This window comes from Microbacterium testaceum (assembly GCF_029761935.1).
In the GTDB taxonomy this organism is placed as follows: Bacteria; Actinomycetota; Actinomycetes; order Actinomycetales; family Microbacteriaceae; genus Microbacterium; species Microbacterium testaceum_A.
The window spans coordinates 1,263,990-1,282,567 of the sequence record NZ_CP121699.1; the positions used below are offsets into that span (position 1 = coordinate 1,263,990).

At 70.7% G+C, this 18,578-nt stretch carries 14 protein-coding genes; 6 read left to right on the plus strand and 8 right to left on the minus strand.

The window, feature by feature from the left end:
• Positions 1-105 precede the first annotated feature (105 nt).
• A complete protein-coding gene (locus QBE02_RS06295; RefSeq protein ID WP_279367555.1) occupies positions 106-1,140 on the plus strand; it encodes a glycoside hydrolase family 76 protein in 1,035 nt (344 codons plus the stop codon).
• On the opposite strand, the gene QBE02_RS06300 is transcribed toward QBE02_RS06295, so the two are convergent.
• Positions 1,130-2,590, minus strand: a complete 1,461-nt coding sequence (locus QBE02_RS06300; RefSeq protein ID WP_279367556.1) for a GuaB1 family IMP dehydrogenase-related protein — start codon at positions 2,588-2,590, stop codon at positions 1,130-1,132. The two genes, QBE02_RS06295 and QBE02_RS06300, sit on opposite strands and share 11 nt — an antisense overlap.
• A gap of 137 nt (positions 2,591-2,727) precedes the next feature.
• Between QBE02_RS06300 and QBE02_RS06305 the strand changes: the two genes are divergently transcribed.
• On the plus strand, positions 2,728-6,420 hold the full coding sequence (locus tag QBE02_RS06305; RefSeq protein WP_279367557.1) for a multifunctional oxoglutarate decarboxylase/oxoglutarate dehydrogenase thiamine pyrophosphate-binding subunit/dihydrolipoyllysine-residue succinyltransferase subunit: 3,693 nt from the start codon (positions 2,728-2,730) through the stop codon (positions 6,418-6,420).
• Between the two features lie 380 nt (positions 6,421-6,800).
• On the opposite strand, the gene QBE02_RS06310 is transcribed toward QBE02_RS06305, so the two are convergent.
• The 5 genes from QBE02_RS06310 to QBE02_RS06330 are packed head-to-tail and all read right to left on the minus strand — an operon-like array spanning position 6,801 to position 12,844.
• Positions 6,801-8,102, minus strand: coding sequence for an alpha/beta hydrolase (locus QBE02_RS06310; RefSeq protein WP_279367558.1), 1,302 nt, complete (start codon positions 8,100-8,102; stop codon positions 6,801-6,803).
• Positions 8,099-10,609 (minus strand): bifunctional lysylphosphatidylglycerol flippase/synthetase MprF, encoded by a 2,511-nt coding sequence (locus tag QBE02_RS06315; protein ID WP_279367559.1) that lies wholly within the window; start codon positions 10,607-10,609, stop codon positions 8,099-8,101. The genes QBE02_RS06310 and QBE02_RS06315 overlap by 4 nt, the downstream gene beginning before the upstream one ends.
• Before the next feature lie 36 nt (positions 10,610-10,645).
• A complete protein-coding gene (locus QBE02_RS06320; protein ID WP_279367560.1) occupies positions 10,646-11,950 on the minus strand; it encodes a GNAT family N-acetyltransferase in 1,305 nt (434 codons plus the stop codon).
• Between the two features lie 52 nt (positions 11,951-12,002).
• On the minus strand, positions 12,003-12,245 hold the full coding sequence (locus QBE02_RS06325) for a zf-HC2 domain-containing protein (protein ID WP_056226914.1): 243 nt from the start codon (positions 12,243-12,245) through the stop codon (positions 12,003-12,005).
• On the minus strand, positions 12,242-12,844 hold the full coding sequence (locus tag QBE02_RS06330) for a sigma-70 family RNA polymerase sigma factor (RefSeq protein WP_056228410.1): 603 nt from the start codon (positions 12,842-12,844) through the stop codon (positions 12,242-12,244). Before QBE02_RS06330 ends, QBE02_RS06325 begins: the two co-directional genes overlap by 4 nt.
• A 112-nt stretch (positions 12,845-12,956) precedes the next feature.
• Between QBE02_RS06330 and aroA the strand changes: the two genes are divergently transcribed.
• From aroA to bcp, 3 genes are read left to right on the plus strand one after another with little or no spacing between them, the layout of a single operon-like run.
• A complete protein-coding gene (gene aroA / locus QBE02_RS06335) occupies positions 12,957-14,294 on the plus strand; it encodes a 3-phosphoshikimate 1-carboxyvinyltransferase (RefSeq protein ID WP_279367561.1) in 1,338 nt (445 codons plus the stop codon).
• Between the two features lie 13 nt (positions 14,295-14,307).
• Positions 14,308-15,372 (plus strand): ribosome small subunit-dependent GTPase A, encoded by a 1,065-nt coding sequence (gene rsgA / locus QBE02_RS06340; protein ID WP_279367562.1) that lies wholly within the window; start codon positions 14,308-14,310, stop codon positions 15,370-15,372.
• Positions 15,369-15,842 (plus strand): thioredoxin-dependent thiol peroxidase, encoded by a 474-nt coding sequence (bcp, locus tag QBE02_RS06345; RefSeq protein WP_279367563.1) that lies wholly within the window; start codon positions 15,369-15,371, stop codon positions 15,840-15,842. The genes rsgA and bcp overlap by 4 nt, the downstream gene beginning before the upstream one ends.
• Before the next feature lie 65 nt (positions 15,843-15,907).
• Here the strand turns inward: bcp and QBE02_RS06350 are convergent, their stop codons facing one another.
• Entirely contained in the window at positions 15,908-16,288 is a 381-nt protein-coding gene (locus QBE02_RS06350; protein WP_279367565.1) for a histidine kinase, read from the minus strand.
• Between the two features lie 212 nt (positions 16,289-16,500).
• Between QBE02_RS06350 and QBE02_RS06355 the strand changes: the two genes are divergently transcribed.
• The gene (locus QBE02_RS06355; protein ID WP_013583608.1) at positions 16,501-16,749 is read left to right on the plus strand and encodes a WhiB family transcriptional regulator; all 249 of its coding nucleotides are present in this window, start codon (positions 16,501-16,503) and stop codon (positions 16,747-16,749) included.
• 191 nt (positions 16,750-16,940) lie between these two features.
• Here QBE02_RS06355 and QBE02_RS06360 read toward each other — a convergent pair whose 3' ends face one another.
• Positions 16,941-18,437 (minus strand): sensor histidine kinase, encoded by a 1,497-nt coding sequence (locus QBE02_RS06360; RefSeq protein WP_115915631.1) that lies wholly within the window; start codon positions 18,435-18,437, stop codon positions 16,941-16,943.
• Positions 18,438-18,578 lie beyond the last annotated feature (141 nt).

Genomic DNA, 18,578 nt, shown 5'->3' on the forward strand with positions numbered 1-18,578 from the left:
GTCTACAACTGGGAGGGTCGTCCATCGTGCGGTCGATTCTATTGCAGCCCGCGCCCCTCGGCATCCGTCTCGTGCACATCCGTGAGCACTGGAGAGGATGGACGAATGGATGCCGACACCCCGGCGCAGCACCGCGCCGCCGCCGCGGAACGAGCGGTGCTCGAGCGCTACCTCCACCGCTACGGACCGGTCGCCTGGGCGCACGCCTCCGTCGCCGACGCCCGCAGCGCCCGGACCTGGCACTACTGGTGGCACGCCCACCTGATCCACGTGCTCGCCGACGCCGAGCGCAACCGCCCCGACCCGCGACGCCGCCGACTCCTGCGCCGATTGGGCCGCGGCGTGACGCTGCGCACCATCGGGCGCTGGACGACGCCGTTCTACGACGACATCGCCTGGATGGGACTGGGCCTGTTCACCAGCCGCGCGAACCCCCGCGCGTTCCGCAAGATCGCCGGGCGCCTGCACGAGGCGATCGACCCCGGTGTCGGCGCCCTCCCGTGGAGCGTCGGCAGCGCGCTGTACAACGCGCCCGCGAACGCCCCGGGGGCGATGGTGCTGGCCTTGACCGGTCACCGCACCGAGGCGGAGCGGCTCGCCGACTGGATGGCATCCACCCTCGACGACGACAGCACCGGTCTCGTCCGCGACGGCATCGAGCACGACGCGGTGCGGCCCGACCTGTGGACCTACAACCAGGGCGCGACGATCGGCCTCGAGCTGCTGCTGGGCGAGTCGGCGATCGACGAGACCGACGCCGCCTGGAGGCACGTGCGCCGGGCGCGCGAACTCGTGCACGCGGTCGAGCGATGGTGCGCCGACGACGAGGGGCTCTTCCCCGCGGCCGGAGGCGGCGACGGGGGCCTGTTCGCCGGCATCCTGGCCCGCTATCTCGCCGACGCGGCCGCCGAGCTGTCCGAGAGCGAAGACGCCGAGGGCGACGCCGCGGCGCACGCGGCCCGGCGACTGGTCGAGCGCAACGCCGACGCCCTGTGGGAGGGCCGCCGCGACGGGCTGTTCCCGGCCGACCCGCGCCGCGCGGCCGTCGCCGACGGCGACGACCTGGACCTCTCGGTGCAGCTGGGCGCCTGGATCACATTTGAAGCCGCCGCCACCCTCGACCGCCTGCTCACCAGCTGACGGGGAGCGCCTTGCCCTCGTCGTACCCGGCGGCCGACTGCAAGCCGACGCGGGCGCGCTCGTGGAACTCGGCGACGGTGGCCGCTCCGGCGTACGTGAACGACGAGCGCACGCCCGAGGTGATCATGTCGAGCAGGTCCTCCAGACCCGGTCGCTGCGGGTCGAGGTAGATGCGCGACGACGAGATGCCCTCGGCGAACAGCTCCTTGCGCGCCCGCTCGAACGGGTCGAGCGCACCGAACCGTCCCTGCACCGCCTTCGTCGAGGCCATGCCCCACGACTCCTTGTAGATGCGCCCTCCGGCGTCGGTCTGCAGCTCTCCCGGCGCCTCGATGGTCCCGGCAAACCACGAGCCGACCATGACCGATGCCGCACCCGCGGCGAGTGCGAGGGCCACGTCGCGGGGATAGCGCACGCCGCCGTCCGCCCACACGTGCGCCCCCACCGACCGTGCGGCTTCGGCGGTCTCGCGCACCGCCGAGAACTGGGGCCGCCCAACCGCGGTCATCATGCGGGTCGTGCACATCGCGCCCGGTCCCACGCCCACCTTGAGGATCGTCGCCCCGGCGTCGGTCAGGTCGGCGACGCCGTCCGCGGTCACCACGTTGCCGGCGGCGATCGGGATGCCGAGATCGAGGGCCGCCACCGCGCCCAGCGCCCGGAGCATCTGGGCCTGGTGGCCGTGAGCGGTGTCGACGACGAGGACGTCCACCCCGGCGTCCGCGAGGGCGCGCGCCTTGGCGGCGACGTCGCCGTTCACCCCGACGGCCGCGGCGACGATGAGGCGCCCCCGGGCGTCGACGCCCGGGCGGTAGACGGAGGCGCGCAACGCGCTGCGTGCGGAAAGGGTGCCGACCAGCCGGTCGCCGTCGACCACCGGCACGATGTCGACGCCCGCGGCCTCGATCCGTGCGAACACCTCGCGCGGGTCGTGCACGTCCGCCGCGTCGAGTGCAGCGGCGTCCCGACGAGCGATGTCACCCAGCGTGGCGTCGGGAAGGGCCGTGGCGAGGCGCCCCGCGGACACGATGCCCCGCACCGCGGACACGTCCACCACCCCGTCCTCACGAGCGACGGCCACGACGATGCCCCGACCGGGCACCGCCGGGAGGATGCGGCGGGCGTCGGCGACGGTGGCCTCGGGCGGGAGGATGAGGGGCGTGTCCCACGCCGTCGGCTGGGCCTTGACCCACGACACGGCCTCGACCAGATCTTCCAGCGCCATGTCCTGCGGCAACACGCCGAGGCCGCCTCGACGCGCCAGGGTCGCCGCGAGCCGCGTGCCCGTGACCGAGTTCATGTTCGCCGAGACGAGCGGGATCGTCGCCCCGCTGCCGTCGGCGGGGGCGAGGTCCACGTCGAGGCGGCTCCGCACCTCGGAATGGCGGGGGACGAGGAACACGTCCGAGTACGTCAGGTCGACATCGGGCTGCGCGCCGGAGAACTCCATGGCATCCACCTCACCACATCAGGGGAATGTAAAGACCCGAAAGGCGTCCAGAATCCTCGGCTAGGCTGGCAGGAACGCAGGACGGCGACGTCCGCGCATCCACAGGAATCTTCATCGAGGAAAGCAGGCGATCGACTGTGTCGAGCCAGGTGACGGGCGTCGGTACTTCGAGCGAGGGCGAGTTCGGCGCGAACGAGTGGCTCGTAGACGAACTCTACGAACAGTTCAAAGTCGACAAGCACTCCGTAGACAAGGCCTGGTGGCCGATTCTGGAGGCGTACCACCCGGTCGTCGATGGATCCTCCGCCGCCGCTCCCCCGCCCTCCGCGCCGCAGGCGCCGGCGGCGTCCGAGCCCAAGCCGGTGACGGCTCCCATCCCCGTGGTCGGTCAGGCGCCGGTCGCCCGCACCACGGCGAAGCCGGCCAAGCCGCAGCCGATCCCGGCGCAGGCGCCCAGCGTGGTGCCCTCCGCCGCCGGAGAGAGCACCGAAGAAGACCGCGTGACGGTCCTCAAGGGCATGCCGAAGGCCCTGGCGTCCAACATGGACGACTCGCTCACGGTGCCCACCGCGACCAGCGTGCGCACGATCCCGGCGAAGCTGATGATCGACAATCGCATCGTCATCAACAACCACATGTCACGCACGCGCGGCGGCAAGGTGAGCTTCACGCACCTCATCGGCTGGGCGCTGATCCAGGCGCTCAAGGAGTTCCCCAGCCAGAACGTGTACTACGCCGAGATCGACGGCAAGCCCTCGGTCGTGGCCCCCGCGCACGTCAACCTCGGCATCGCGATCGACATGCCCAAGCCTGACGGGTCGCGCGCCCTCCTCGTCCCGAGCATCAAGCGGGCCGACACCCTCACGTTCGGCGAGTTCCTCGCCTCGTACGAAGACCTCGTGCGCCGCGCCCGCACCAACAAGCTGACCCCCGCCGACTTCCAGGGCACCACGGTCTCGCTCACCAACCCCGGCGGCATCGGAACGGTCCACTCGGTCCCCCGCCTCATGCGCGGTCAGGGCGCGATCATCGGCGCCGGTGCGCTCGACTACCCCGCCGAGTTCATGGGCGCGAGCGAGAAGACGCTCAACGAGCTGGCGATCGGCAAGACGATCACGCTGACCAGCACCTACGACCACCGGGTCATCCAGGGCGCCGGCTCGGGCGAGTTCCTCAAGAAGGTCCACGAGCTGCTCATCGGGCAGCGCGGCTTCTACGACGACATCTTCGCCGCCCTGCGCATCCCCTACGCGCCCATCCACTGGGCCGCCGACATCAGCGTCGACATCTCCGAGCGAATCGACAAGAGCGCCCGCGTGCAGGAGCTCATCAACTCCTTCCGCGTGCGCGGCCACCTCATGGCCGACATCGACCCGCTCGAGTACGTCCAGCGCACGCACCCCGACCTCGAGATCGAATCGCACGGGCTGACCTTCTGGGATCTCGACCGCGAGTTCGTGACCGGTGGTCTCGGCAACAAGCGCGTCGCCAAGCTGCGTGACATCCTCGGCGTGCTGCGCGACTCCTACTGCCGCACCATGGGCGTCGAGTACATGCACATCCAGGACCCGGCCCAGCGTCAGTGGTTCCAGAGCAACCTCGAGGTCAAGTACACCAAGCCCGGCCACGACGAGCAGCTGCGCATCCTGTCGAAGCTGAACCAGGCCGAGGCGTTCGAGACGTTCCTGCAGACCAAATACGTCGGTCAGAAGCGCTTCAGCCTCGAGGGCGGCGAGTCCCTCATCCCCCTGCTCGACCAGATCCTCCAGGGTGCGGCCTCCGCCGGACTCGACGGGGCCGCCATCGGCATGGCCCACCGCGGGCGTCTGAACGTGCTCACCAACATCGCGGGCAAGACCTACGGGCATGTGTTCCGCGAGTTCGAGGGCGCGGTCGCGATCGGCAGCAAGCGCGGCTCCGGAGACGTCAAGTACCACCTCGGCACCGAGGGCACCTTCGTCGGTGACGCGGGCGACGAGCTCCCCGTGTACCTGGCGGCAAACCCCTCGCACCTCGAGACCGTCGACGGCGTGCTCGAGGGCATCGTCCGCGCCAAGCAGGACCGCAAGCCCATCGGCACGTTCTCGTGGCTGCCCATCCTCGTGCACGGCGACGCCGCGTTCGCGGGTCAGGGCGTCGTGGTCGAGACGCTGCAGATGTCGCAGCTGCGCGGCTACCGCACCGGCGGCACGATCCACGTGGTCGTCAACAACCAGGTCGGCTTCACCACGACGCCGACCGACGCCCGCACCTCGGTGTACGCCACCGACGTCGCCAAAACGATCCAGGCTCCGATCCTGCACGTGAACGGCGACGACCCCGAGGCCGTCGTCCGCGCCGCGGAGCTCGCGTTCATGTACCGCGAGGAGTTCCACCGCGACATCGTGATCGACCTCGTCTGCTACCGCCGCCGCGGTCACAACGAGGGCGACGACCCCTCGATGACCCAGCCCCTGATGACGAACCTCATCGAGGCGAAGCGTTCGGTCCGCCGTCTCTACACCGAGTCGCTCGTCGGCCGCGGTGACATCACCGAAGACGAGTACGAGCAGGCGAAGCAGGACTTCCAGAACCGCCTCGAGGTCGCCTTCGCCGACACGCACGAGGCCGAGACCGGTGCGAACCCCGTCGTCACCATCGACGCGGCCGAAGAGCCGGCGGTGGGCGCTCCCGAGACCACGGGTGTCTCGCGCGAGGTCGTCCAGCACATCGGCGATGCCTTCGTGAACAAGCCCGACGGCTTCACGGTGCACACCAAGCTCCAGCAGCTGCTCGAGAAGCGCCACGACATGAGCCGTAACGGCAACATCGACTGGGCTTTCGGTGAGCTCCTCGCCTTCGGCTCGGTGCTGATGGAGGGCACCCCGGTGCGCCTCGCAGGTCAGGACTCGCGTCGCGGCACCTTCGTGCAGCGTCACTCGGTGCTCCACGATCGCGACAACGGCCAGGAGTGGCTGCCCCTCGCGAACCTCAGCGAGAACCAGGGCCGTTTCTGGGTCTACGACTCGCTGCTGAGCGAGTACGCCGCCATGGCGTTCGAGTACGGCTACTCGGTCGAGCGCTCCGACGCGCTCGTGCTGTGGGAGGCGCAGTTCGGAGACTTCGCCAACGGCGCCCAGTCGGTCATCGACGAGTTCATCTCGTCGGCCGACCAGAAGTGGGCGCAGCAGTCGAGCGTCGTGCTGCTGCTCCCCCACGGCTACGAGGGCCAGGGACCAGACCACTCGTCGGCCCGCATCGAGCGCTACCTGCAGATGTGCGCGCAGGACAACATGATCGTCGCGCGCCCCTCGACCCCCGCGTCGTACTTCCACCTGCTGCGTCGTCAGGCCTACCAGCGTCCCCGTCGCCCGCTCGTGGTCTTCACCCCGAAGGCGATGCTGCGTCTGCGCGGCGCGACGAGCCCCGTAGAGGACTTCCTCGAGGGTCGCTTCGAGCCCGTGCTCGACGACAACCGCGGGGTCGACAAGGGCGCCGTCACGCGTGTCCTGCTGCACGCGGGCAAGATCCACTGGGATCTGCGCGCCGAGCTCGACAAGAACCCGAACCCCCAGATCGCCCTCGTGCGCCTGGAGCAGTACTACCCGGCGCCCATCGAGGAGCTGACCCGCGTCCTCGGCGAGTACCCCAACGCCGAGCTGGTGTGGGTGCAGGACGAGCCCGAGAACCAGGGGGCGTGGCCGTTCATCGCCCTCGAGGTCGCCGATCAGCTCGGCGGCCGCTCGATCCGCCGCATCTCGCGCGCCGCCGCGGCCTCGACCGCGACGGGTTCGCCGAAGGTGCACGCCAACGAGCACGCCGCGATCATGAAAGAAGCGCTCGCGCGCTGACCCGCACGCCGAGGGGCCCGAACGACGTCCGTGTCGTTCGGGCCCCTCGGCGTTTCACCACCGCAGCGGCAGCGGACTACCGCGTGTCCCCCGGCGCTGCGCGCTCACCGAGAGCTGTCAGCGCCGCCGTCCCGACGCCCGAGGATGCGCACACGCGCGCCTCGGCGAGAGGCCTGGCGGGCCGGGATCGCCGAAACTGCATCTCGCCGACGAGGCGGCGTCATCCTGCGGCCCCGTTGTCAGCGAGGTGCAGTCTCGCGCTCCCCGCGCCCCGCGCCCGGCGCTCCCCGCGCCCGCGGATCGGGCCTACCGCGTCGCCCAGCCGGGTCCGCGATCCCCTTCCGGGCGAACGCGGCTCACGCTGTCTTCCGGCGGTGGCCTCAGGATGCCGGCGCAGCCAGCCCCAGCGTGGGCGCCAAGGCCGGGATCGCCCAGGCCAGACTGCCGTCGAGAGCCTCGCCGGTGTGCCCGGCTCCCTCGACGATGTGCGTCTGCACCGTGAATCCCGCGGCCTCCGCCGCCTTCGAGTTCGCGAGCTGCCCCGGGCCGTAGGTCTTGTCTTCGCTCCCCCACGTGAAGATCGCCGTGTGGCCGCTGAACGTCCCGGGCGCCGCGGCCGCCATGACCACCGACGGCTTGTTCGCCTGGAAGGCCCCGGCATCTCCGCTGTACACGTCCTTGACCGTCTGATCGACGTGCTCCGACCCCGGGAACTCATTGCCCATCACGTCGAGCATCTGCCCCCACGTGCCGGGGTACTTGGCCCCGTACAGCGCGGCGCACGAGCCGCCGTTGGAGAACCCGCCGATGGTCCAGTACTTGTGGTCGGTGGTGATGTTGAGGTTCTTCTCGGCCCACTGCGGCACGAGCTGATTGATGTAGGTCGCGACGGCGCCGTATTTAGCGGAGTCGACGCACGTCGGATCGCGATCCGGTGCGGTCAGCTGGTCGACAACGATCGCGATGGGCGCGAGTCCCTTGTTCTTCCCGGCGAAGGCGTCGAGCTCCTTGGCCAGCGCCGTCGGGTCGGGGGAGCCGGGCTGGCCCATCATGAACACCAGTAGAGGGAGAGCGGGAGGCTTGGCGACCTGGGCCGCGGGGGGCAGGTAGAGCGACGCGTCGCGCGCGGCGTACTGCCCGGTGGGGATCTTCGTGCTCCCCGTCAGAGCGCTGACCGATCCCTTTGCCGGCATGTCGGCCGGCGGCTCCCACGTCTGGTACAGCGTGGCGGGATCTTCGGCGACGGCGTCCTGCTGCGGCAGAGAGGCCGGATCGAGGGCTTGGACGCCGAGGATCGCGGCGAGGTTGTGGGTGACCCCGTACGAGGTGTTCACGCCGAGGACCCCCGCCAGCAGGGAGGCGATCACGGCGACGACGCCGAGGACGCGACGCGGCCACGGGGCGCGGAAGATCCCGACGATGCCGATCGCGACGGCGAGCATTGATCCTGATGCCCACCAGATGGCCGCGCCGGGCAACGGACCCTGGAAGGTGTTCATCGCCTCGAGGACCTTCGCGACCACGAACATCACGACGCCGGCAGCGATCCCGATCACGAGCGTGCTCACGATCCGACGCGGGCGCCACACCACGACGGCGATCACGCCGAGAGCCGCGATGATGCCGCTGATGAGCAGCATGGGGCTGTCGATCAGTTCGAACGACAGGATGAACTTGTTCACCGGCGTCCCTCCCAGGCGGTTCGGGCCAGCGCGACGATCTCGCGGCGTGAGGCGTCGGGCAGATAGGCGCGTCCGACCGCGGCCCCGATGGCGGGAAGCTGCAGCGGATCACGGTAGGCGAGCGAGAGCGGGCGGTACCGGGGCCGGAACTTGCCCTTGAAGCGGAAGAGCGACGCGAAACCGTACGCCGGCTCGAGGACCTCGGCGAGCCAGCGCAGGAGTGCCCGGAGAGGCGCGGGGTCGCCGTCCACGGCTTCGTCCGGGTCGTCGGCGAGAGGCGCACCCGACAGGCTCAACACCGTGGCCCCTTCTTCTTGCAGCTCGAGGGCGGCCTTGGCGATGAGGAACTCCATCATGCCGTTGGGGCCGTCCGTGCGCCGCCGCATGAAGTCCAACGTCCACCCCGAGACCTCGCCCGCCGTCCACGACGGCATCCAGCTGGTGACCGCCTCGATGCGATCGTCGGGGCCGACCGCCAACAGCAGCCGCACGTCGCGGTCGCGGAGTTCGTCGAGGGACCCCAGCGTGAAGCCCATTTCGGGCAGGGCGCGGTCGGCGACCCACTCCTCGTCGATGGCGATCACCTGCGAGGCCTGACCGACGCTCAGTTCGTGCCACCGCGACCACACGGCCGTGTATCCCTCGCGTTCGGCCCGGGTGAGGGGCTGACGCACTTTCTGCCAGCTCTTGCCGGCGAAGGTCAGGCCCGGGAGGTCCATGACCGTCTCGACCCCGACGGGGACGTGTCTCCACCCCAGGTCGACCAGATCGTCGAGGGTGTCGGAGTGAATGCTGTAGAACGCCGGGGTCCACCCGTGCTCGACGCAGTAATCGGTGAAGCCCCTCAGCGCCTCCGGGCGCCGCCCCTCGGGGGCGAGGGGGTCGCCGACCGCCAGTGCCACGTCGCCGCTCAACCGGTAGGCGACGGCGCACTCCCGGTCGTCGGAGTACCAGTGGCTGTTCCCGGCCCAGGTGCCGAGGAAGCCGAGGGTATCGCTCCCGCGTCGCAGCAGATCGCGGTAGTGGCTGTCGTCGACCGCGGCGGGCCGCCGCGAGCGCCGATAGAGCCACAGGATCGCGGCGACGACGATGGCCCAGAAGAGCACGCCGATCCACTGGTACGCAAACAGAGCGGGCCCGCTGTGCGGGAACGCCATGGACCCGCCCGGATGGGTGAAGGACGGGGGAAGGAACCGTCGAAGCGTCAATCCGAGCAGATCGAGGACGGACACCTCCCGGTCGAAGGCGCGGTGCCCGATCGCCTCGACGACGAACAGCGTCGTCGCGCACACGACGAAGGCGAGGGTGACCACCACGGCGACGGTCCGCGCCGCGCGCGGGGTGGCGCGCACCGAGAAGCGCGCGCGGGCGACGACCAGGGCGGCGGCCAGCGCGAGGGGGATCACGATCGTCGCGATCGCCCAGAGCACGTACTCCGCGCCGCTGCCGTCGACCCACGGGTCGATGCGCAGGCGCCCGTCCAGTAGGGAGATGACGGGCAGGACGGCGGATGCCACGAGCACGAACTCCGCGACGATCCAGGCCGAGCGCCTCCCCTGCCGCAGCCCCCACGCGGCGACCAGGAGCAGCACGAGAGGCACGATCGCGAGGAGGGCGGGGCCCGCGCCCCGGGTCATGAGGAGGCCGATCTGCTCGTCGCAGACCGACGAAGCGACTCTGCCGCACTGCGCGAGCAGTTCGTCGTCGTATTGCATGTAGGCGTCCACCACGAGCGAGAGCGGCCCGCGGCCCCCGCCGCTGACGAGCGCGACGATCGGCCCGCTGCCCACGACCGCGACCAGCAGGGCGAGGAGGGTCCGCGTCTCGCGCGTCGAACTGCGGTGCCACGACCGGCGCTCCCTACCCCGCGCGAGCAGAGCCCCGACGAAGAGTCCGATGACCGCCGCCGACAGGCGGTACCAGGAGTCGGCGTCACCCGCGTAGAGCGCGAAGAGGGCCAACAGGGCGAAGCCGACCAGACGCAGACGACGACGCCAGAGCGTCGGCGCGAAGGCCGATCCGGCCATGACGGCCCCGGTGATCGCCGTGGTCGGGTCGAGCACGGGGACCTCGGCCGCGACGACGGGGCGGAGGTCGGTGATCGTCCAGGCGGCGGCGTGCAGGCCGATGCCCACGAGCAATCCACTGAGCCCGATGGTGGCGAGGAACAGGCTCGTGCGCCGCGATCCGACCAGACGTTCGACGTACGCGAGCGCGGTCAGAGCGAGCAGCACCGACGAGAACGCGTCGATCGTCGAATCCGGCACGACGAGTGCGGTCAGCAGGGTCCACCAGCGGCCGCTGGCGAACGTGGCCAACGGCCCTGCTCCCCAGACCAGCGCGTCGTCGCCCCACAGCGACCCGGTCGCCGCGGCGGACGCCACGACGATCACCGCGACGACGATCGCCACCGGGTTGTGCGACAGGTAGCGACGCAGCGACGCGCCCACCCTCGTCAGGCGCGACGGCGGTCGGTCGGCGACCGGAGGAGCGGCGGATTCGGACATCGGCGAAAGCGTATTGCCAATTCCTATGAGAAGGCGTCAGTACCAGATGTCGAGCAGCGGACTCGCCTCGGGGGTGAAAGCCCGATCGACGGAGGCGAGGACGTCGGCCCCTGCTCGCACGAGTCCCGCGTGGGCGAGCTCCGTCGAGCGCACCCCGCCGAGCAGGAGCGAGCTCAGGGCACCGACCGTCAGCTCGACCTCCGACGCCTCGCTTTCGTCCGTCCGGGTGACGACGGCTTCTCCGTCCGCGTCGACGCGCAGACGCCACGTTCCCGCGGCGAAGTCGAGCGGGTCGGCCACGCGGAGCACCACGTCGAGTGCTCCCGCGTACCGCCGCGAGCCCAGGGCCCCGGGCACATCGAGGATGCGCAGCCAATGGTGGTCGGTGAGGGTCGCCGTCACGGCGCGACGGTCGGCGACCATCCACTGCACCGGCGGCACGGCGGGCTGCAGCCACGCTTTCACCCGACCGACGAGGTCGTGCTCGATCGCGAATCGCCAGAGGGCCGCGGACGCCTCGGTGTCGACGGCGAACAGGGCACGAACCTCGAGCTCGTGCGCCGAGAAGTCGTCGCGCTCGTCGATCGTGTAGACGAGGATGCCCGTCTCGTCGCCGTCCGCGCCACGATAGGCGACCGCGCGGACCCTCTCGCCCGACTTGTCGCCGGGCGCGAGACCCGCGATCCCGCGCCAGCGCCCGTCCCACCCGGGTACCGACCCGGGGCGCTGGACGCGCACTCGCTCGTGGACGGCTGCCACACGCTCCACGACCGCCTCGCGCGGCACGAAGTCGAGCCGCCCGGGTGCCGTCGGGCCCGTCCAGCGGGCGCGGCCCGTGTTGATCTGCACATCGGAGGCCCACGCGGCGGGCGAGAAACCCCAGCGCCCGTAGATCGTCGCCTCGGTGACGGTGAGGCCCGCGATGGCGAAGCCGGCCGCGGCCGCCGTCCGCAGTTCACCGCCGATCATCGCGCGCGCGATCCCCCGGCGACGGTGCGTCGCGGCCACCGTGACGGCGCTGATGGACCACAGCGGGGCGACGCGCCCCGGCGAGGTCGTCAGCTCGGAGGCCCACGAGTCGATCGTGCCGACCGGCACCGCGGGCTCGACGCCCCGACGGTCGTAGACCGCCGTCAGACGGCGGGTCCGCAGGGTCTTGCGCGCGTTCTCGGCCTCGTCGTCGGTCGACTCCGCGCCCAGGAAACCCCGGGCGACCGCCCGCTGGAACGGACGGAACCCGTCGCCGTCGGCATCCACCCGCTCGTATTCGAGCCCGGAGGCGGCGAGGTCGGCGGCGGAGGTCGGGTCGAGGGGCAGCGTCAGAGTGTCGAGGGATGCCATGACCCCAGCCTAGGGATCACCTCCGACACGCGGCGAGCGGACGCCCGCGACGTCAGTGGGTGGCCTGGATGGCGCGCAGGCGCGAGAGCACCTGGTCGCGGAGTTCGTCGGGCGCCGTCTCTTTGCACGCGCGCGCGACCACCTCGGTCAGCGTCCGTGCCACGAGGGCCTCGTCCTGGCATCCGGGGCAGTTCTCGAGGTGCTCCCGGATGTCCTTCTGCTGGGTCTTGCAGACCTCGTTGCGGAGGTACTCCTCAAGGTCGCGTCGCGCCTTGTCGCAGCCGCAGTCGCTCATTTCTTCTCTCCCGTCGCGGCCTGAATGCCGCGCTCCTTGGCGTAGTCCGACAGCAGGTCGCGCAGCAGCCGCCGGCCGCGGTGCAGACGGCTCATGACCGTACCGATCGGAGTCTTCATGATGTCGGCGATCTCCTGGTAGGCGAAGCCCTCGACGTCGGCGAGGTACACCGCCATCCGGAAATCTTCGGGGATCGACTGCAACGCGTCCTTCACGACGGATGCCGGCATGTGGTCGATCGCTTCGGCCTCGGCCGAACGGGCGCTGCTCGCGGTGGTCGATTCGGCTCCGCCGAGCTGCCAGTCCTCGAGATCGTCGATCGCGCTCTGGTAGGGCTCGCGCTGCTTCTTGCGATACGTGTTGATGTACGTGTTCGTCAGGATGCGGTAGAGCCACGCCTTCAGATTGGTGCCCTGCGTGAACGTCGCCCACGAGCCGAAGGCCTTCACGAAGGTCTCTTGCACGAGATCGGCGGCGTCGGCCGGGTTGCGCGTCATGCGCATCGCTGCGGCGTACAGCTGATCCATGAAGGGCAGCGCCTGCTCTTCGAACTGTGCGCGGGGCTCCGCCTGCGGGCCGGCGTCTGCGGTGTCGTTCATCGCGCGCCAGTCTACGTCGAGCGTGTCGGCGACCACCGGGATGGCCTCCGGCAGGCGGTCGCGTTCGAGAAGTGCGGTCACGTGTCGTCCCCTTTCAGTAGGCTAGGAACCGATGACTCCCCTCGGGTATTCCCCTTCCGCCGCCACTCCCCGCGGTGAGTGGGACGCGCCCGTGTCCGACGGCCCCCTGGATGCCACGGTCACCGTGCCGGGTTCGAAGTCGCTGACCAATCGCGAACTGATCCTCGCCGCGATCGCCGACGGCCCCGGCACGCTGCACGGACCGCTGCACTCCGACGATTCCGCGCGCATGGTCGACGCGTTGCGCGTCCTCGGCGTCGGGATCGACGAGGTCGACACCGGCTCGCCGTTCGGCCCCGACCTGCTGGTGACCCCTCCGTCCTCGTTCTTGGGCGACGGCACGATCGACTGCGGCCAGGCCGGAACCGTCATGCGGTTCATCGCCCCCGTGGCGGGCTTCGCCCGTGGCGACGTGCACGTCACCGCCCACGAGAGCGCGCTGCACCGTCCGATGGGCGCCATGATCCACGCCCTGCGCGACGTCGGTGTCGACATCGACGACGGTGGCCACTGGGCCCTGCCGTTCTCGGTGCGCGGGCACGGACACGTGCGCGGCGGCGAAGTCGAGATCGATGCGAGTCAGTCGAGCCAGTTCGTCTCGGGGCTGCTGCTCGCGGCCGCACGCTTCGACGTGGGGCTTCACCTGCGTCACGTCGGCTCGCGCCTGCCCAGCATCCCGCACATCGACATGACCGTCGAAGCCCTCGCCCACCGCGCCGTGCACGTCGAACGCCCCGCTCCCGGCGAGTGGATCGTGCCGGCCGGCCCCGTGCGCGCGAAGGACGTGGCGATCGAACCCGATCTCTCCAACGCCTCGCCGTTCCTCGCCGCGGCGATGGTCACGGGCGGCTCCGTCACCGTCACGGGCTGGCCGTTGCACAGCACTCAGCCGGGCGCTCTGCTCGTCGACATCCTCGCCGAGATGGGAGCCCGCGTCAGCCGTCGCGGCGGCGCCCTCACCGTGGCCGCCGGAGACGACGGCATCCTGGGTGTCGATCTCGACCTGTCCGCGGCGGGCGAGCTGGCGCCGACTTTATTCGGCCTGGCGGCGTTCGCCGACGGCCCCACCACGCTCCACGGGATCGGGCACATCCGCGGTCATGAGACCGATCGCATCAGCGCCCTCGTCGGAAACCTCCGCTCGCTCGGCGGCGAGGCCCACGAGCTCGACGACGGCATCCGCATCGTGCCGCGGCCTCTCGTCGGCGGCGAGTGGAAGGCCCACCACGACCACCGTCTCGCCACCACCGGCGCCCTGATCGGTCTGCGTGTTCCCGGCGTGCGGATCGACGACATCGGAACCACCGCCAAGACCCTCCCCCAGTTCGCGGCGCTGTGGCAGGCGATGCTGCGCGCTCCCCGCGTGTGAGCGAGCAGCGACCGTGAGCTGGCTCGACGACGCCGACGACGACGAGGACGACCTCCGCTACGACGAGTCGTCCATCCGCGTCCGCCCCAATCCCAAGGCGAACAGGCCGCGGACGAAACGGCGTCCCGCCCACGCCGACGCGCAGATCGCCCGCGTGCTCGGTGTCGACCGCGGCCGCTACACGGTCCTCGTCGACGAGGACGGCCCCGAGGAACGTCGCGTGCTGGCCACTCGCGCGCGCGAGCTCCGCAAGCAGCCCATCGTCAACGGCGACCGCGCCCGCGTCGTCGGCGACCTCACGGGCGACGAAGGCACCCTCGGGCGCATCATCGGTCTCGAGGAGCGCACGTCTCTGCTGCGCCGCAGCGCCGACGACACCGACCAGGTCGAGCGCGTGATCGTGGCCAATGCCGACCAGATGCTCGTCGTGGTCGCCGCGGCCGACCCCGAACCCCGCGCCCGCCTCGTCGACCGCTACCTCGTGGCGGCGCTGGATGCCGGCATCCGTCCCCTGCTCGTCGTCACCAAGACCGACCTGGCCGATCCGACGGAGTTCCTCGCGCACTTCGTCGGTCTCGACCTGCGCGTGTTCACCAGCGCGCAGGGGCAGATGCCCCTCGACGAGATCGGCGAGGCTCTCGTCGGCCATTCGACGGTGTTCGTGGGGCACTCGGGCGTGGGGAAGTCGACGCTGGTGAACGCCCTCACGGGATCGGAGCGCGCGATCGGTCATGTGAACACCGTCACCGGGCGGGGGCGTCACACCTCCTCGTCCGCGGTGTCGCTGCGGTATCGCGGACGCGCCGGCTCGGGCTGGGTCATCGACACCCCCGGCGTGCGGTCGTTCGGTCTCGGACACGTCGACCCCGCGCACGTCCTCGGCGCGTTCACGGATCTGGCCGAGGTGGCCGAGGAGTGCCCGCGCGGCTGCACGCACCTGCCCGACGCCCCCGACTGCGCCATCGTCGAGGCCGTCGAGTCCGGCCGCCTCGGCCCCGGGGCCGCCGCCCGATTGGACTCCCTGCAGCGCCTGCTGACGACGTTCCAGGGCATCGAGCGTTCTAGGCTGGAGGGGTGACGAACCTCGTAAAGGGCGACATCGCCCCCGACTTCACCCTCATCGACCAGGACGAACACCCCGTTTCGCTGGGCGACTTCCGCGGTCGCCGCGTGATCCTCTACTTCTACCCCGCGGCTCAGACGCCGGGATGCACCACGCAGGCGTGCGACTTCCGCGACAGCCTCGCCTCTCTCCAGGGCGCCGGGTACACGGTGCTCGGGATCTCGCGCGACACCCCCGAGAAGCTGCGCGCTTTCCGTGACAGCGACGGTCTGACCTTCCCGCTGCTCAGCGACGCCGACCACGCCGTGCACGAGGCCTACGGCGCGTGGGGCGAGAAGCAGAACTACGGCAAGACGGTCACGGGCGTACTCCGCTCGACCTTCGTCGTCGACGAGGAGGGCAAGATCGTCGAGGCGATGTACAACGTCAAGGCCACCGGCCACGTGGCGCGTCTGCGCAAGACCCTCGGTCTCGCCGTCGCCTGATCCGCGAATGCCGCGACCCCGCCCCGCATGAGCGGTCGGCGGGGTCTTCGCGTCTGCGCCGTGACTCAGTCGTCGTCGCGACGTCGCGGCGCCGCCGCGCGCACCGCCAGCGCGAGCAGCACGAGACCGACGACGGCCGGCACCGCGATGAGCACGGCGATCGCCGGAGACGCCCACTCCCCCGTCACCGCGCCGATGGCGACCGAGAGGATGAGCAGTTGCGTGACGATCCCTCCGGATCGACCGGCCGAGACATCGCGGGCCGTGGCGACGCCGAAGGCACCGACGATAGCCGCACCGATCACGGTGAGGACGATGAGGGCGACCGAGCTCACCACCGAGTCGGTGTCGCCGCCGACGAGGGCGACCGTCTGCCAGCCCGCGAGCGCCAGGATGCCGAGGCTTTCGAGTCCGAGCAGGACCGCGGCAGCGAGACGAATCGACATCCGGATGGCCTTCCCGGCGGGCGCATCCGCGCCGTTACGATCTGGAAACCTCGCGGTTACCTCTTGATCAGGCGGAATCGCTATGGGAGCATGGAACAAGCCGTGTGCTCCCACAGCGAAGTGGGGCGAGCAATCGCTCGCGTTCCCACCAGGGTACCGGACCCGAATCCCGGTGCCGAATCGACCAATTTTCTGTTACAAGGAGCACCCCCATGGATTGGCGCGACAAAGCAGCCTGCCTCACCGTCGACCCCGAACTGTTCTTCCCGGTCGGCAACACCGGCCCCGCGGTCGACCAGATCGAGAAGGCCAAGTCGGTCTGCGCTCGCTGCACCGTCACCGAGGTCTGCCTGCAGTACGCCCTCGAGTCCGGCCAGGACTCGGGCGTCTGGGGTGGTCTGAGCGAAGACGAGCGTCGCGCGCTCAAGCGCCGCGCCGCTCGCGCCCGCCGCGCCTCCTAACGTCCGTCGCCGCGCCGAAGCCCGCCCCTCGGGGCGGGCTTTCGCGCGTTCGGGGCCCTGGCTCCCGCCTGAGCGCTCCCCGCGCCCCACGACACCCCGAACCTTCGAGACCCCGCGCCGCGCGCGCGACGCGGTAGGGAGCCGAGTCGACACGCCGTCCGGATCGAGGGATGCCGCGGGGCGGTGCCGCGTCAGGCTGCGGAACCGCCGATGTAGCGCAGCGGGATCTCGATGGTGACCTCGGTGCCGCTACCCATCAGGGTGTGCCAGTCGATCGTGCCGCCGAGCTCGCCCTGGATGAGGGTGCGGACGATCTGCGTACCGAGCCCGCGGCCCACCTGACCCTCGGGCAGGCCCACTCCCGTGTCGCGCACGCTGACCTCGAGCATCTCGCCGCTCCGCTCCGCCGCGATCTCGACATCGCCCTCCTGCCCGGCGAGCCCGTGCTCGACCGCGTTGGTGACGAGCTCCGTGAGCGCGAGGGCCAGCGGGGTGGCGAACTGACTGGGGAGCGTGCCGAACTTGCCCGTGGTGCGCGTGCGCGCCCGTGTGTTGGGGGCCGCGGCGACCTCGGCGACGAGCTTGAGCACGCGCGCGAAGACGTCGTCGAAGTCGACGTTCTGGGCGAGTCCCTCCGAAAGGGTGTCGTGCACCACGGCGATCGCCGACACGCGGCGCATGGCCTGGGTGAGCGCGTCGCGCGCCTCGTCGGAATGGGTGCGGCGCGCCTGGATGCGCAGCAGCGAGGCGACCGTCTGCAGGTTGTTCTTGACGCGGTGGTGGATCTCGCGAATCGTCGCGTCCTTGGTGATGAGCTCCTGCTCCTGGTGGCGGATCTCGGTCACGTCGCGACTCAGCACGATCGCGCCGATGCGCGTGCCGCGGTCGCGCAGCGGGATCGTGCGGAGAGAAACCTGCACGCCGCGCGCCTCCATGTCGGCACGCCAGGGAGCGCGTCCGCTCACGACGACGGGAAGGGACTCGTCGACGTCCTGGCGCTTGGCCGGGAGGATGCGCGCGGTCACCTCGGCGAGAGACTCACCCTCGAGCTCGTCGTCGAAGCCCATGCGGTTGAACGCCGAGAGCGCGTTCGGGCTCGCGAAGGTGGTGATGCCGTCCACGTCGAGACGGATGAGTCCGTCGGAGGCGCGGGGAGCCCCGCGCCGGGGGGCGGTCGGGGCCGAGAGGTCGGGGAACTCGGCCGAGGCGATCATGCCGAAGACGTCGTCGGCGCAGTCGTTGAAGGTGATCTGTTGCCGCGAGGGGGTCCGCGTCTCGCCGAGATTGGTGTGGCGGGTCAGCACGCCCACCGTCGTCACCGCGTGGCCCTCGCGCGAGAGCTCGCGCACGATCGGCACCGCGCGCACGCGCGTGGGCGTCTCTTCGAACCAATCGGGGGATGCCGAGTCGACGATGCGACCGCTCTGGAAGGCCTCTCGCACCTGGGTACGCCACTGCGGACGGACGCGGTCGCCGACGATGTCGCGGTAGAAGAGCGTCGCCGCTCCCCCGGGCCGCGTGTGGGCGACGGCGACGAACGAGTCGTCGGGAGTGGGGACCCAGATGACGATGTCGGCGAACGCGAGGTCGGCGAGCAACTGCCCGTCGCCCGCGAGCCGGTGCAGCCACTCGACGTCCGCCTCGCTGGAGCGGCCCTGGGCGTAGACGAGTTCACTGAGTGTCGACACCCCTCCACCCTAGGGGGAGCCTCCGACGCGGGCATCCGCACGAGGCGTCCGGCCGGCGCTCGGTGAGGGTGCGGGTGAAGTTCGACCGCCTCGAATGCGTCGGCAGGTTAAGGCGCGGGCGAGAGAAACCCACCCGTCCCC